Source organism: Chitinivorax tropicus (genome assembly GCF_014202905.1).
GTDB lineage: Bacteria > Pseudomonadota > Gammaproteobacteria > Burkholderiales > SCOH01 > Chitinivorax > Chitinivorax tropicus.
This window is the reverse complement of record NZ_JACHHY010000008.1, coordinates 60,624-76,069: the sequence shown is the minus strand read 5'-3', so window position 1 is coordinate 76,069 and position 15,446 is coordinate 60,624. Positions and strand designations below refer to the sequence as shown.

Annotated in this window: 16 protein-coding genes; 3 read left to right on the top strand and 13 right to left on the bottom strand. The window is 57.2% G+C overall.

The features are described from left to right. Nucleotides 1-25: 25 nt before the first annotated feature. On the bottom strand, nt 26-418 hold the full coding sequence (locus HNQ59_RS07890) for a YqaA family protein (protein ID WP_184037688.1): 393 nt from the start codon (nt 416-418) through the stop codon (nt 26-28). Nucleotides 419-450: 32 nt separating this feature from the next. Continuing rightward, nucleotides 451-762 (bottom strand): iron donor protein CyaY, encoded by a 312-nt coding sequence (cyaY, locus tag HNQ59_RS07885; protein WP_184037457.1) that lies wholly within the window; start codon nt 760-762, stop codon nt 451-453. 70 nt (nt 763-832) lie between these two features. Here cyaY and lptM point away from each other — a divergent pair, with 70 nt between their 5' ends. Then, a complete protein-coding gene (lptM, locus tag HNQ59_RS07880; protein WP_184037454.1) occupies nt 833-982 on the top strand; it encodes an LPS translocon maturation chaperone LptM in 150 nt (49 codons plus the stop codon). 243 nt (nt 983-1,225) lie between these two features. Here the strand turns inward: lptM and HNQ59_RS07875 are convergent, their stop codons facing one another. The 6 genes from HNQ59_RS07875 to HNQ59_RS07850 all read right to left on the bottom strand — a co-directional run bounded on the left by HNQ59_RS07875 (nt 1,226) and on the right by HNQ59_RS07850 (nt 7,322). Beyond that, on the bottom strand, nt 1,226-1,741 hold the full coding sequence (locus tag HNQ59_RS07875; protein WP_184037452.1) for a tetratricopeptide repeat protein: 516 nt from the start codon (nt 1,739-1,741) through the stop codon (nt 1,226-1,228). A gap of 63 nt (nt 1,742-1,804) precedes the next feature. Beyond that, entirely contained in the window at nt 1,805-2,443 is a 639-nt protein-coding gene (locus HNQ59_RS07870; protein WP_184037449.1) for a lytic transglycosylase domain-containing protein, read from the bottom strand. A 6-nt stretch (nt 2,444-2,449) separates the two neighbouring features. Further along, the gene (locus HNQ59_RS07865) at nt 2,450-2,941 is read right to left on the bottom strand and encodes a GNAT family N-acetyltransferase (RefSeq protein WP_184037447.1); all 492 of its coding nucleotides are present in this window, start codon (nt 2,939-2,941) and stop codon (nt 2,450-2,452) included. Beyond that, nucleotides 2,934-3,449 (bottom strand): GNAT family N-acetyltransferase, encoded by a 516-nt coding sequence (locus tag HNQ59_RS07860; RefSeq protein WP_184037445.1) that lies wholly within the window; start codon nt 3,447-3,449, stop codon nt 2,934-2,936. Before HNQ59_RS07860 ends, HNQ59_RS07865 begins: the two co-directional genes overlap by 8 nt. A gap of 3 nt (nt 3,450-3,452) precedes the next feature. Beyond that, nucleotides 3,453-5,171, bottom strand: a complete 1,719-nt coding sequence (locus HNQ59_RS07855; protein WP_184037443.1) for a proline--tRNA ligase — start codon at nt 5,169-5,171, stop codon at nt 3,453-3,455. Nucleotides 5,172-5,306: 135 nt separating this feature from the next. Beyond that, a complete protein-coding gene (locus HNQ59_RS07850; protein WP_184037441.1) occupies nt 5,307-7,322 on the bottom strand; it encodes a UvrD-helicase domain-containing protein in 2,016 nt (671 codons plus the stop codon). A 141-nt stretch (nt 7,323-7,463) separates the two neighbouring features. Between HNQ59_RS07850 and HNQ59_RS07845 the strand changes: the two genes are divergently transcribed. Next, the gene (locus tag HNQ59_RS07845) at nt 7,464-8,291 is read left to right on the top strand and encodes a symmetrical bis(5'-nucleosyl)-tetraphosphatase (RefSeq protein ID WP_184037439.1); all 828 of its coding nucleotides are present in this window, start codon (nt 7,464-7,466) and stop codon (nt 8,289-8,291) included. Here HNQ59_RS07845 and HNQ59_RS07840 read toward each other — a convergent pair. Both HNQ59_RS07840 and HNQ59_RS07835 read right to left on the bottom strand, forming a co-directional pair. Then, nucleotides 8,212-9,015, bottom strand: coding sequence for a 1-acyl-sn-glycerol-3-phosphate acyltransferase (locus HNQ59_RS07840; RefSeq protein WP_184037437.1), 804 nt, complete (start codon nt 9,013-9,015; stop codon nt 8,212-8,214). The two genes, HNQ59_RS07845 and HNQ59_RS07840, sit on opposite strands and share 80 nt — an antisense overlap. Nucleotides 9,016-9,090: 75 nt before the next feature. Next, entirely contained in the window at nt 9,091-9,843 is a 753-nt protein-coding gene (locus tag HNQ59_RS07835; RefSeq protein WP_184037434.1) for a GNAT family N-acetyltransferase, read from the bottom strand. A 357-nt stretch (nt 9,844-10,200) separates the two neighbouring features. On the opposite strand from HNQ59_RS07835, the gene HNQ59_RS07830 reads away from it, so the two are divergent. Next, nucleotides 10,201-10,986 carry a S1C family serine protease gene (locus HNQ59_RS07830; RefSeq protein ID WP_184037431.1) on the top strand — a complete coding sequence of 262 codons (786 nt, stop codon included), beginning with the start codon at nt 10,201-10,203 and terminating at the stop codon, nt 10,984-10,986. On the opposite strand, the gene HNQ59_RS07825 is transcribed toward HNQ59_RS07830, so the two are convergent. The 3 genes from HNQ59_RS07825 to HNQ59_RS07815 are packed head-to-tail and all read right to left on the bottom strand — an operon-like array spanning nt 10,946 to nt 15,440. Next, nucleotides 10,946-13,324 (bottom strand): hypothetical protein, encoded by a 2,379-nt coding sequence (locus HNQ59_RS07825; RefSeq protein WP_184037428.1) that lies wholly within the window; start codon nt 13,322-13,324, stop codon nt 10,946-10,948. The two genes, HNQ59_RS07830 and HNQ59_RS07825, sit on opposite strands and share 41 nt — an antisense overlap. Beyond that, nucleotides 13,321-14,649 (bottom strand): right-handed parallel beta-helix repeat-containing protein, encoded by a 1,329-nt coding sequence (locus HNQ59_RS07820; protein WP_184037425.1) that lies wholly within the window; start codon nt 14,647-14,649, stop codon nt 13,321-13,323. Before HNQ59_RS07820 ends, HNQ59_RS07825 begins: the two co-directional genes overlap by 4 nt. After that, nucleotides 14,646-15,440, bottom strand: coding sequence for a tetratricopeptide repeat protein (locus HNQ59_RS07815; protein ID WP_184037423.1), 795 nt, complete (start codon nt 15,438-15,440; stop codon nt 14,646-14,648). The genes HNQ59_RS07820 and HNQ59_RS07815 overlap by 4 nt, the downstream gene beginning before the upstream one ends. Between the last annotated feature and the right edge of the window lie 6 nt (nt 15,441-15,446).

The following is a 15,446-nucleotide window of genomic DNA, read 5'->3' as shown; positions in this document are numbered from 1 at the left end:
AAAAACAATATAGTTGATAGGGTTTTCACATCATCGCATATGCAATTGCAACATAGCGCAGTGCCTTGCCGATCAACAATACCAGCGTCACCCACCACCATTTCAGACGCAGCCACCCAGCCCCGATACACAACGCATCACCGATCAATGGCACCCAGGATAGCAGCAACGCCAGCACGCCATATTGTCGCAACCAGCGGGTGGCACGGTTCTCGGATGGCGAGGCCGCCAAACGACCGACACCATATGAGCTTAGACCACCCAAGGTATTGCCGAGTGTAGCGATGGCAACGGGCAACCACGGTTGCCCAGGCACCAGCTTAAGATAGGCGAACAGTGCCAGCTCAGAATTGCCTGGCAGGATCGTGGCAGAAAGAAAAGCCGAGGCAAATAACCCCGCAAGCGGCCATTCCAGCATCAAGAAAGCACCGGTGGCGTCAACGAGCTGATTCAAAACTGAAAGACATCACCAGCCTGATCACTGACCAATCGGGCCAGGCTTGCGAAAAACTCGCTGCCATCGCGTGTATTGCGCCATGCGTCATCACGCCAGGCATAATGAAATCCGCCACTTCTGGCCGCAATCCACAGCTCGCGGTTGGGCGTGTGGCGATTGACGATGATTTTGGTGCCATCGTCGAATTCCAACTCCATGACCGATTCGTTCAGATTGCACTCGATATCCAGGCCACTTGCGTCAATGGCCGTCTCAATACGATTGAATACCGCTTCAGCGGCATCCAGAAAATCCGATTCATCCATATATACAATCCACGGAAGGGGGTGGGCAAATTCTGCTAAGATTTCGATTCTGCCATAAAGACCCCATGCCATGCGCCTGATCTGCATCCTGACATTGCTGACCCTGTTGAATGCCTGCGGCTTCAAAGGCCCCTTGTACCTGCCCTCCCCTGAACCGGCCAAACCGGCTGCCACGGCACAGCAGGCTGAGCCAAGCACCAAGGGGATGCAACCAAGCTGACTGGTCATGCTTTGAGATGGGGACCAAGCGCGGTTAGTGTGGTTGTGCGGCGCTTGCCGATCCGGGTTTGAAGCAGAGCCAGATGCCAGGCGCACCGGATTGATAGAAAACGATTCATCCCTATGTGCCAGTCTGACATTCAACTCGCACCGCGCCCACATGGTTCATCACACACCGGACCTGGCAACAGACTCGCGCCGCTGATTGCCCCGCATCGCCGTAGCCAAATAGGCAAACACTTGCCTACTGTTGCGCTGGTTGTGCTGCCTGCTTGGCCTTGTATGCCTGGATATGGGCTTTCAGGTCGCGAAACTCCTCGCAGGTGAACCAGCACAATTTGTCCAACTCGGCCAGTTGCTTTTCTGCATTGGGCAGATCATTGGCCATCAAATAGGCCTCGCCCAAATACTCATGCACCCCCAGGTGCTTGGGGTCAATCGCCAGTGCTTGCTCATAATGTTTGAAGGCGTTTGGGAGATCGCCTTGTTTACGGTAGGCATACCCTAGCCAATTGTAAGCATCGGCGTGTCTGGGGTTGCGTGCCACAACTTTATTCATGGCCTCGATCGCACGCGGCCAATCTTCCGCCTTGATGGCGGCTTGCCCTGCGGCGTAGTCCGGGTCTTGCTTGCGAGCAGCGCGCTGTGGCTCTGCCACTTTGTCTCCCCAATTACCGCCGCCGCCACCGCCTGATGCCATGACGCTCATGCAACAGGTAAGCATGAGTGTCAGAAAACCTAATTTGACCCGTTTTTCCATTGTCGTCTCCTACTGCTTTCATCATGAAAAATGGGCAGCCAAGCTGCCCATTTCAAAAATCGATCACCCCTTGATGGCCGGTGCTGCTTCAGCGCTGGCGGTTGTCACTGGGTAGTTCCAGAACCGCTTCCAGGCGCCTAGCACCATATTGGGGTATTCCGGCTTGCCAAGGCTGCCGTTATAACGGCCCAGAGCGCGGAACAGGTTGCCTTTTTCGAGGTCGAGATAGTGCCGCAAAATGGTGCAGCCATATCGGAGATTGGTGCGCAGGTGAAACAGGTTGTGCTCACTGGTGCCAATGGAACGCACCCAGAATGGCATGACCTGCATGAACCCTCTGGCACCGACACTGGATACTGCATATTTGCGAAAGCCTGATTCCACTTGGATCAGCCCCAACACCAGTTGTGGGTCCAAGCCGGCACGGGTGGCTTCGTAATGAACAGAGGTCAGGAACTGTCTGCGGACTTCGGGATCGGGCATGCGTTTTTCCAGGCGTCGAGACATATCGGCAATCCAGGCGTTGGCATCGGTTGGGTTGTCGAACACCAGACGCGGTGCAGCATTATCAGCCACTGCACGTTGCAACGAGGCCTGCACGCTGGCAGACAGCTGTTCTTCAAGTTGAGCCCCCGCACAGGCATACCCCGCCCATGCCAATGCTGCCCCCAGCACCCAAGCCCGCCCCAGATCAAATCGCATGAATCCTTACCTTACCCTGGCCATCCAGTACGCATCGAGAAACTGCCCAGCTCGAAACGCATGGCGACGCAGTGTGCCTTCTATTTCAAAACCGTGCTTCTTATATAGTGCAATCGCGGGCTCATTGCGGCAAAACACCTGCAGCTCAAGCCGTTGAAGATTCAGCCAATTATCCGCCAAATCCAATGCACTTGTCATCAATCGACTGCCAACACCTTGGCCCTGGAAATCGGTATGGACAGCCATGGCGATACTGGCAACATGCTTGCGGGCAGGGTTGGTATAGCCATCCAGCATGATTTCACCCACCACTTGGCTGTCGCATTCAGCCACCAGCACATGCCGGAGGAGTGAGGGTTGCAGGAAATCCTGCCAGACCGTGGCGATGGGATATGGTTGTTGCAGCATGTGCCGATGCACAGCGGGCTGTTCGAACAATGCCGTCAAGGCCTTGGCGTCTTGTATCTCGGCACGGCGGATATGCAGCAGCTCAAGCATGGCTCATCTCCGCCACTGGGCGCAGCCGCGCCATGCAATAGGAATTGACGAACTCACCGTTGCGGAAAGCATGTTGCACATGCTCCCCCTCAATCACAAAACCGAACTTGCGATACAACGCCACCGCTGCCACATTGTCGGTATAGACGGTCAATTCCAGGCGGGTCAGGTTGAACCAGCTGTCAGCCAGATCAATCAGCTCAGCCATCATGCAACTGCCCACCCCTTTACCCTGCCAGCGGTCTGCAATCGCCATCCAGATATATCCCACGTGCCGTCTGCGTAGTTTGGATTCGCACCGGATACCCGCTATGCCGACCACCCCGCCATCGACCATGGCCACCAGCTCAACCTGATCAACAGATTGATCTAGCAGGCGTTTACGCCAATTGTCGGCCTGCGGCCAAGGCACCTGCATGGTGCCTGCCACAGCGGCTTGATCTTCGAAGATTCGTGCAACAGCCGGTGCATCCTCTACAGTTGCACGACGAATGACGACCGCAGACATACCTTACATACCCAGTTTTTGCTTGATCTGCGCGACAGCCTCGGCCAACGGGAGGGTGCTGGCGGCTGCATCGGTGCGGGCTTGATACTCGATTTCACCGTTTTTCAAGCCGCGCTCACCCACGGTGATGCGGTGCGGGATGCCGATCAGCTCCATATCAGCAAACATCACACCAGGGCGTTCATCACGATCATCGAGCACCGCATCGACACCTGCGGCCAGCAACTCGGCATACAGCTTATCTGCGGCCTCCTTGACCTGTTCGCTACGGTAATAGCCGACAGGCACGACAGCCACCACGAATGGCGCCATGGCCGCAGGAAAGAGAATGCCCTTTTCGTCGAAATTCTGCTCGATGCTGGCCCCAACGATGCGTGACACGCCAATGCCATAGCAGCCCATCTCCATCGGCTGGGTCTTGCCGTCTTTGTCGAGATAGGTGCAACCCATGGCGGAGGAATACTTGGTGCGCAATTGGAAGATATGACCGACTTCAATGCCCCGGCAAATCTCCAGTGTGCCTTTACCATCCGGGCTGGGGTCCCCTGCAACCACGTTGCGGATATCCGCCACCAGATCCGGCTCGGGCAGGTCACGCGTCCAGTTCACACCCGCGATATGGAATTTCGGTTTATTGGCACCGACTACGAAATCACTCATGGCCGCCACGGTATGATCCGCAATGACGCGAATCCGGCTGCGATCGACACCGACTGGGCCGAGGAAGCCGGGTGGGCAGTTGAAGAAGCCTCGGATTTCTTCTTCCGTGGCAAAGCGGAAATCAGCCAATCCGGGCAGCTTGCCCGCTTTGATTTCGTTCAGCGCATGGTCGCCGCGTAGCAACAACAACTGCAGTTGTCCGTCGGTTGACATCAACACGATCGATTTGACGGTGCGGGACAACGGGATATCCAGCAGCTCGGCCACTTGTTCGCAGGTGGTCTGCTTCGGGGTGTCCACATCGCGCATCGCTTCGGCAGGCTGTGCGCGTGGCGCGGTCGGCGGCAATGCCGCAGCAAGTTCGCAGTTGGCTGCGTACTCCGAGCTTGGGCAATAGGCAAGCGCGTCTTCGCCAGAGTCAGCCAATACGTGAAATTCATGTGAACCATCACCACCGATGGCACCGGTGTCAGCCGCCACGGCACGGAATTTCAACCCCAGTCGGGTAAAGACATTCGAATATGCCTTGTACATCACGTCATAGGTGGCTTGCAGGCTGGGCTGCTCGGTATGGAAGGAGTAAGCATCCTTCATCACGAACTCGCGTGCGCGCATCACACCAAAACGGGGACGGATTTCGTCACGGAATTTGGTCTGGATCTGGAAGAAATTCAGCGGCAGCTGCTTGTAGCTCTTGATTTCGGCACGGGCAATATCAGTGATCACCTCTTCGTGCGTTGGGCCAAAGCAAAAGTCACGATCATGGCGATCCTTGATCTTCAGCATCTGCGGCCCAAACAGCGCCCAACGGCCTGACTCCTGCCACAGCTCGGCAGGCTGGACAGCAGGCATCAGCAGCTCCAGCGCGCCGGCCTTGTTCATTTCGTCACGCACCACGGCTTCCACCTTGCGCAACACTTTCAGGCCCAATGGCATCCAGGTGTACAGACCACTACCAAGACGTTTGATGAGACCTGCGCGCAGCATCAGCTTGTGGCTGGGCAGCTCCGCTTCATTCGGCGCTTCTTTGAGAGTGGACAGAAAAAACTGCGAGGTACGCATTGCTCGATTCCTGACAATTTTGGGGAAAGGGTTTCGATTCTACTGATTTATCCGACTGGGGTCATCGCCCGATATGACATTTTGCATCGGCAGAAACCACGCCGACCTAACAGATGAATCTATCCATGCCGATATTCATTGGCTAGAGGATTGGCCGGTCTTCTGACGCAAAGACGCCAACAAGGCCGCCGAGCGGGATTTCTTCTCCTCGACGCTCAGCTCGCGTTTCTCACCAGGCTTGCCATTCCAGCGGATATCATCGGCGGGCAGCTCGCTTAGAAACCGGGATGGCTCGCACACAGTCCACTCCCCGGCCCGCCTGCGTTTCATGGCGTGGGTGATGGTCAGGCTCCACTGCGCACGGGTGATGCCGACATACATCAAGCGGCGTTCCTCCTCGACCATGCCGTTATCGATCGACTCGCGGTGCGGCAGGATGCCCTCTTCGCACCCGACCAGAAACACATGCGGGTACTCCAACCCTTTCGACGCATGCAAGGTGGTCATGCGTACCGCGTCGATCTCGGCCTGATCACGGCTTTCCATCATGGTGATCAATGCAATGGTTTGAGCCAGCTCGATCAGGGTCTTGCCGTCTTCTTCCCCCTTTTTGGTGACCCAGCCGACAAAGTCCATGACGTTTTTCCACTTGGTTTCGCCAGCCTTGCCTTCTTCTGAGTCATACAACCAGATTTCATAATCGATGGCTTTAAGGATGTCCATCAACACTACACCAGCAGGCTCACGCTCGGCCCGCCACTGCATGCGGTTGATGAAGTCGCAGAACATCCGCAATGGGCCGAGCTGCTTCTCTTGCAGCTGCATTTCCATGCCGGGCGCGGTGGCAGCTGAAAACAGGCTGATGTGGCGCTCTGCGGAATAGGTGCCGAGCCGTTCCAGCGTTGTATTGCCAATGCCGCGCTTGGGCGTGGTCGCAGCGCGGATGAATGCCGGGTCATCGTCCTGATTGGCCAGCAGACGCAGGTAGGCAATCACATCCTTGATCTCGGCCTTATCGAAGAAGGACTGGCCACCGCTCATCACATAGGGAATGCGTTGATTGCGTAGCGCCTGCTCGATCACCCGAGCCTGATGGTTGCCACGGTACAGAATCGCGTAGTCCAGAAAGCGCTTGCCGTGCTCGAATTTGTGCGCGAGCAGACGCATGGACACCATCTCCGCTTCGTGTTCATCATCTTTGACTGCCAGGATCTGGATCGGGTCCCCTTCGCCAAGCTCGCTCCACAAGGTCTTTTCAAACAATTTGGGGTTGTTGCGGATCACTGCGTTGGCGGCGCGCAGGATGCGTGCGGTAGAGCGATAGTTCTGCTCCAGCTTGATCAGTTTCAGGTTGGGGTAGTCCTGCTGCAAGAGACGCAGGTTTTCCATATTGGCACCCCGCCAGGCATAGATCGACTGGTCATCGTCGCCCACAGCGGTGAATTTCCCCCACCGCCCGGTCAGCTGCTTGACCAAGGTGTATTGGCAGGTGTTGGTATCCTGGCATTCGTCAATCAACAGATATTTAAGCTTGGTACGCCACTTTTCCAAGGCTTCTTCGTCTTGTTTGAACAGCTCGACCGGCAAACGGATCAGGTCATCGAAATCCATTGCCTGGTAGGCAAACAAAGTATCCTGATACGCCCGATAGCAGCGGGCAGCGTGGAACTCCCCCTCGTGATTGCCGGTGCTCAGTGCGTCTTCAGGTGAGACAAAGTCGTTCTTCCAGCGCGAGATCGTGCTTTGCACCCGGCGGATTTCCTCTTTGTCGGTGGTTTTCAGGATATCGCTGATGATCTTGTAACCATCGTTGGCGTCCAGAATCGAGAACTGCGGCTTATAACCGATACGCTTGGATTCCTGGCGCATGATCTGCATGCCCAGGCTGTGGAAGGTACACACCGTCAACCCACGCGAAGCACTGCCATGCAGCAGCCCCTCCACCCGCTCCTGCATCTCACGCGCAGCCTTGTTGGTGAAGGTGATGGCGGCGATATGTCGGGCAGCCAGGCCATATTCATTGATCAGGTAGGCGATCTTGTGGGTGATGACGCGGGTTTTACCGGAGCCCGCCCCGGCAAGCACCAGCAATGGGCCATCCACATACTCGATGGCTTCTCGTTGAGGGGCATTCAGACTGGGTGGCGGCATGGGGTGGCTTCGGTCAACATCAAACACAGCCATGCCAAACAGGATGGCCAACAGATAAAACAGGTGGCAATTTTACCACGCCCCATCCAGGCGACCGACGGGTCGATATAATGAGGCATCTTGTTTGCAGATTGAATACATATGGCCCTTTACGCGATAGGCGACATCCAAGGCTGTTTCGAGCCCTTTCAATCCCTGTTGGAGCAGATCCGGTTCGACCCGGCAGCCGATCGCCTCTGGCTGACCGGCGATCTGGTGAATCGCGGGCCAGGCTCGCTGGACATGTTGCGCTGGGCTTACACACATCGCGACCAGATCCGCATGGTGCTGGGCAACCACGATCTGCATCTGTTGGCTGTCGCCGCCGGCCATGGCAGGCTGCACAAGACAGACACATTGGCACCGCTATTGGCCGCCCCCGACGCGCCCGTCCTGCTCGATTGGCTGCGGCACCAGCCCCTGGTACATTGGGAACAAGGCTGGCTGATGGTCCATGCCGGCTTGTTGCCACAATGGTCTGCCGAGCAAGCCTTGGCGCTGTCTGACGAAGTATCGGCCTGGCTGCGGGGGCCGAATCACAGCGAGCTGTTCCGGCACATGTATGGTAACGAGCCCAAGCGCTGGCATGATGATCTGCAGGGCTGGGATCGACTCCGGCTGATTGTCAATGCGATGACACGCATGCGCCTGACCACACGGGATGGCGACATTGATCTGGCATTCAAGGGTGAGCTGCCCGACGCGCCAGCGACGCTATGCGCGTGGTTTGACGCCCCAGGGCGACGCAGCGCCGGCCAACCTATCGTATGTGGGCACTGGTCCGCATTGGGCCTGTGCCTGCGGGACGATCTGGCCGCCATCGACACCGGCTGCCTTTGGGGCGGCAGCCTTACTGCGATTCGTCTGGATGACCGCCAGGTTTTTCAGCTCCCTTGTGCAGCAGCGGCAGATTTAGCGCAGTGGCAATGATGGCTTCCGACTCTCTGCATAGATGACGCCGGTGAGCGCCCTCCGCATCCAATTGGCGGCAGAAGTGCAGCTCGGCAATGGTCTGCTTGGCGGACACAATGCGCCAGATCGATGCGATCAGCGATAGATTGTCGGTGTATGCTGGGGCAAGGGAGTGCTGGCCATCGACGTGCAGATAACGCAGCCCCACCGGCTGCACCTTGCCCTGCGAATCAAGTATCGGCTGAAACAACGAAGCATTGAATACCCGTAGAAAGGTACCATCGGCAGTGGTGCCCTCGGGAAACATGGCAATGCAATCCCCTTCTGCCAGCGAAGCGGATACCACATTGCCCACGCGGGCCGTATCCCGCTTCTTTTGCCGTTCGATGAACAAAGTACCGGTATGGGCACATAACCAGCCGATGATGGGCCAGCCACGTACTTCGGATTTCGCGACGAAACGCGATACGGTGATGGAATTCAGGACGAAGATATCGATCCACGACACGTGATTGGCGACCAACAGTGTATTGCCAGGGTATACACCGGGTGGCGTGCCCACCACACGCACTTCGAAATGCAGTAACGCCATCATCTGCCGTGACCAGCGTTGGATGATGGCAACGCGCAGATCGCGATCTGCCGTTGCAAAGCGGGAAGCAACGATCAACACGCCTTTGAATAGATGCAGGGTCAGACGCGCAATACGCCACAAGCGGGCAGGAAACCAGGTTTTGCTCACTGCTACTCCACAATCAGGGTGCCGGCTTGGCCGGCTGGAACCCGCAATTGTAGCGTTTTGGCCATCGGCAAGTGATCAACGATTCACGAAATGCCGCAAATAACGTCGATTCATTTGCGCCATTGGCAACAGCATCAGCAGATCAGCGGTATTGAAGTCCGGGTCCCACGCTGGCTCACCGCACACCATGGCCCCAACCCGCAGGTAGCCTTTGATCAAAGGCGGCAGACTGATATCCTTGCTCCCACCGATGGCCTGCATGGGCAAAGGACAACGCGGAAAGGCCCGCCATTCGACCGGACTGAGATGCTGATCCTTGATCTGATCATAGATGGCTACGGCATTGTGTCCACCATCAGCCATGCTGATGCTGGCGCAGCCCATCAGATATTCATATCCGTTGCGCACCATGTAGTTGGACAGCCCCGACCACAGCAGCGTGATCACGCCTCCCGAGCGATAGTCTCGATGCACGCAGGAACGCCCCACCTCAACCATCCGATTGCGCAGATTCGCCAACCGCACCAGATCAAATTCAGATTCTGAATAGTAATTGCCGATCTTCCGAGCGGCAGATGGCGCCAGTATCCGATAGGTGCCGACCACCTCGCCCGTGGTGTCATCACGCACCAGCAGGTGTTCACAGAAGGGGTCGAACATATCCTGATCGATTCCTGGCTCTTGGCCATCGAGGCGGGCACCCAATTCCTCGGCAAACACCTGATAACGCAGGCGTTGCGCTTCCAGAACTTCATCACGGGTTGTCGCCAAAGTTACGGACAGGCGGCAAGCGCCATGCAATTGTTCGTCGGCTCGAGCATGTAACATTGCTTTCTCCACTTTGTTCGACTTTTGCAAAGGTAGTGCGGGTGCATGCCAGCAACATGACCATTGCGTTAAGTTTTTGTTATGTCGTGTCGGTCCGGCTTTGTTGACATGGCCTTGTATCCGGCACCGAATCATTTTGAGGGTAACACCTGGCTCTTTGGCAGGGTTTCTGCAAAAACCAGACCGCATGAGCACTGTATCATCAGCGAATTCAGCAAGCGCCAACATGGACGCCGCCCAGACTCGATTCAATACAGACCACGCGGCCATGTCAACAGAACCTGGTTTCGACTGCGTTTGATGTAGACCTTTCGTTTATACTGCCCCTGTACGACACCCTGAAACAGGAGAAGGTTCATGACACGCCACCGCCATATACGCCGCACGCTGCTTTTGGGTGCTTTGTGCGCGTGTGTGCCAACCTTGACGTGGGGCAATGGTCTGCCAGACATCATCGATAAGATCAAACCCAGCATCGTCGCGATCGGCACACACAACCCTACCCGCCAGCCACCGCTCAGCATCATGGGCACCGGCTTTGTGGTGGCCGATGGCAACACGATCATCACCAATTCCCATGTGATCCCACGGGTTGTCGCCAGTGATCAGCAGGAAAAGCTGGGTATCGTGATCCGCCAGGACGATCGCACGATATTTCGCGAGGGCACGGTGCTGGTACAAGACCCATCGCATGATCTGGCGGTCATCAAAATTGCCGGCAGTGGCCTGCCCACCTTGGCATTGGGTGATTCGGACAGCATCAGAGAAGGACAACGGATTGCGTTCACTGGCTACCCGATCGGCATGGCGCTGGGGCTGCATCCAGCCACACACCTGGGCTATGTGTCGGCCATTTCGCCCATTGTGCTGCCAGCAATGAACTCCAGACAGCTCGACCCGCGCGTGGTCAATCGACTGAAACAAGGCAGTTTCAATATTCTGCAGCTGGATGCCACCGCCTACCCTGGCAACAGCGGCAGCCCGGTCTTTGACCCTGACACGGGCAAAGTCATCGGCATCATCAATATGGTGTTTGTCAAAGGCACCAAAGAGGCTGCGCTCTCGGCACCATCAGGGATCAGCTACGCCATTCCAGCCAAATTCATCGACGAGCTGATCCGCGAGAAGGTGGCGAAGCCTTGACAGGCCGCGTATCGCTCCGCATCAGCGATAGCCACAGCAATAAGAAGACCAGGCACTCGATCCGGGTGAAATCCAGCAGGCTGTCAAATAGCCCAACTGCACAGGCCGCGATAATCGCGGCCATCAACAACGGCGCCAGTTCGTCACCACGCCGCATCTTGTCACGCAGGGCCACCAGCGCGGCCAGAATCAAGGTACTGAATATCAATACGCCGATCAGCCCTTGTTCGAAGTAGACGTGCAGCCACATATTCTTGGCATGCCAGGGCAAGTGATGCCGATCGCTGGTGTAGGACCAGTGCGCCAACCCCTGCTTGAAATCACCATTGCTCAGCAACGAGCGGCCCTGACCATCGGTCAGCCGGATATCGCTGATATCGATGCTACGGCTGTCATTGGTATTGTTGGTCGCCAGGGAGAGCACCGTCGGCCTCAGCCATGACCATTGGTCCAATACCCGGTTGCCTTTCAGCTCGACCGTGATTGGTTGCCATTGTGTACCGATACTGTTGACCTGGGCGTACAGGCAATTGAAAGGGTACAGCAACCATTTGTCGCAAACCGTTGCGTGCAGAATACCGCCCGGCTCGCTGCTGCGGGCCATGGCCGATAAGGTCAGCCCTTGGCCGCTACCCACGCTGACACGCTGCCCCACCCGCACCACATCGCCAAACCCACCGATGTAGCGTGGCGCGACCAGCTTCAGATAGCGCCCCGCCTCATCCCGAATGGCAAATGCCCCAGGGGATTCGCTCTTGCGGTTGTGCCAATAATAGTCATCGATGAAACGGCCTTTGCCGTCGCCAAACATCACGCCCCTAGGGGTGCTGACCAATGCCAGCACATCGCTCCAGTGCTGTTCGCGGCCTTGTAGATCTTTACCGACCTGGCTGAAACGGGTGCCCATGTAATAGTTGCCCATCACAGGGATGATCAGGGCCAGAATCAGCAGTAACCCGACCGGCATGGCCAACCCGATGGGCGCAGGGCGCCACCAGCCCGCAAACCGAGCAATGGCCACGGTCAACCAGACATAGCCAGCCCAGCCCATGACTGGCCACCAGCCATCATCTTGACGCCAGTGTCTTGCCACCAAGGGTACCGCCAACGACAGGCCGACCAGCCCCGCCCACTGCAACAGATGGCTCTGTTCCTTGCCTGCTCTCCAGCTCAAGCCTGCGCCGACCAGGGCCAGTGCGGCGGCCAATACCGTGGCCAGATAGGCACCCTTGGGCAACAGCAGTGCCATGGCTGGCACCAGCAACACCATGCCAACACAGGCGGCCAGTAATGCCACCACGCCACGGCGATCTGCCCAGCGCGTCGGCGCCAAGGTCAAGGCCGCCATCATCGCCAGTACGGCGGCGGCCAAGGTGCGATATCCGCCATTCTGGAAGACCAACAATAGGCCATATCCACCAAGCAACACCCATAGCAATGACCAGCCCACACCGGGCCCGGTGCTGTCGCGCCGGATCATGGTCAGCGCCAGCACCACGGCGCTGAGGAGGTAGGCCAGATATACACCACGCGAGAAGCTGGTCAAGGCTGCATAGGTAGCAATCAACAGCACCAGTGCGACCACTCCAGCGGTCATATCGAGCTTACGTCGCACCACCACCCAGACAGACAAGGGGAGCAAGGCGGAAAGGAAACAATCCAACGCCGCACCACCAGCATACATCTCGAAGAAGGGGCCGACTGCCCGATAGTCGCTGGCGAAGTCGGTCAAACCCGGGAACAACCAACGTTCCACCACCACCGCCAAGGATGCCAAGGCCAGCCCGATGGTTGCGCCCGGCAGGAAATACCGCCACAGCGCGACATCCCGCTCGGCCCAGGCCCGCCTGATCAGCGGCAGCAGGCAGAAAGCCAGCGCATAGCCCTTGGCTGATCGCAACACGTTACCCATACCCAATGAGCCCAGCTCTCCGGCCAGCTCCTTTCCTGCGTCCATTCCCCCCATCGACAGGGAAGACAGCCAGGACAGTGTGAATATCGCCACCAGCCCACCCGAGAGCGAAGAAAAGCGCCCTCCCCGCTGCTGTGTGGGCGCTTGCCAATACCCTATCGCCAGTACGGCGAGCATGAACAGATCAAACTCTTGCCAAAGCAGCCACCCGCTCCAGGGCGACCAATCCAGCACAGGCATGAGAGCAGGCACCGACGTCAGCCAGATCATCGGCCAACGCCATTGCAACCCCGCCTGGATCAGCATCAATATCAGCAGCATTACCGCAAACGGGTGCTGCCACATGCCACCTGCTGCCAGTAGGGCAAACAAGACCGCCATGCCTCGATAACCAAACATGGACAAGATGGAGGGCTTCTTGCTCATGGCTTTTTATCTCCTGATGACGATACATCGACAATCTGGTGATGACGTAAACCCAAAGGCCAGCGTGCGGTTTCCGCATATGCACCCACATAGTCGTGGTGCGACGGGCGTGCGTCATAGTCCATATCCGACTCGGTCAACCCACTCATCCACGCCGGAGTGGGCTCGTTCAACAGCAGCATGCCCGGCAGCGGATCGAGCCTGAGCTTGCCAGGCTTGCCTGTTGGGGCAGACAGATATTTCTTCGCCGCCGCCCAATCTCCGATCACATTATGAGCCTGCTCACCACCACGGACTGGGTAGGTCGCGAAAATGGCATTGCGTTGAATGTATTGCCGGTATTCCGTTCCAAGCAACCCATTCCGCAGATTGATGCCATTGCCCATCGCCAGCACCGTGTTATGGAATACCGCCACCTGCTTGGGTACATCATTGTGCGGCTGGATGTTGATGGCATCCCCTGTTGGGTTGACGAACAGGTTGTTATACAGCGCCAGATTCCCCTCACCTTGGAAAAGGGCCTCGCTCGGGTTGCCATAGAACAGGTTGCCGTAGATATCGTAGCGATCATACTGCCCAGGGCCTTGTAGCGGCCAGTGCCCAACCAGCATGCTGGGGCGGGCATCCTTCCCTCGGCTGCTGTTGACGGCCTTAACCAACACATTCCGGCGGATGATGGTGACATTGTCCCCCGTTGGCATGTCCGGCAGACTGGGGCGTGGTGCCTGGTGTTTGATCTGCAGGTTATAACCCAATGAACCGACAATCAGGTTTTCCTCGATCAACCCGTTGACAAACGGCGCACGACCATCGGAATTACCCAGGTACATCCCCGTACCCGCCCCCACGATCCGGTTGTTGCGGATCACCCATCCCCAGGCCGGGCATTTGGTGGAGATCCCGACATAGCCCTGATTCGCACCATGGTTCACAATCGCCACATTTTCAATGGTGATGTGATGCGCCCAATGGGCATGGCCCTCTGCCCGAATACCATCAGCCGGCATGCCCTGACCATCCAGCAATAGATTGCGGATCGTGACATAGGCAGCATCGACAATACTGACGGTATTTCGAAAGGGCTGAGCGACCAAACGTGTTTTGTTTGGCCCAGCACCGGATATCACGATCCTGCGTTGAGCATCACCCACCAGACTCAAGATCGGCAGCCCTTTGGTATAGGTACCAGGGGCCAGTTGCAATTCATCACCAGGCTTCAGTTGGCGTAAACGATCCAGATAGGTATTCGGGTCCGCCTTGATCTGGGCCGCTTGCGCGGTGGCAATTACCAGCCCACACCATGCAACCAAAAAGAGATGTTTCACTGGACAGGGGGCTTTGCGGTTGTTGGCCCCGTGTCCGCCGATGCAGGTGCCACCGGTGCCTCAACCTTGTCCGCATCAGCGGTGGGTGTGGCTGGCTTGGCCTGCTCCACGCTTTGCGCAGGTTTGGTCTGTTCGGCAGGTTTGGGAACGGGCTCGGTCCATTGTCCGGCTTTTTTCAGCCTGTCCCGCAACCCTGGCAAGGGAAAGCCCGCCAGATAAGCTTTGTGGGCATAGGTCAGGGCTTTGTCATATTGCTTTCTGTCCGTATACAACAAACCCATGTTATACGCCAGATTGGCATCCTCAGGAGCCAATTCTTCCGCCTCTTTCAGTACCTTCATCGCCTCGTCATCTTTACCTCGCAGCGACAGGTTTCTGGCCAGCAGCATTCTCGGCACCAGATCCTTGGGTGCAAACGCCACCGCCCGCTTCAGAAAGCAGGTGACGGTACGCGCCGCGCCAGCCGGACGGTCGGTCTTTTCACGCATCCCCAACCGGATCAAAGACTGCAAAGCGCGTGGGTGATTCGGATACTTGGTCAAGGTATATTGGATATCAGGCATGACAGCCTGCCCGGTCTGCCCACGCGTCAGGGCTTCAACCTGTGGGGTGAAATGGGCATTCTCCACCAGCGGGGATTTGGCGCGATGGACGGGGTCGGTGTAATCAAAGGGGCCGAATGAGCCTGGCACAGGCGGCGGCACCGGATCGCAGTCTGTCATATCGATCTCAGCTTGTGCCACAGTGGATAATCCAAGCAGCAAAGCCACCATACATAGACGGTTCAGCATGTACAG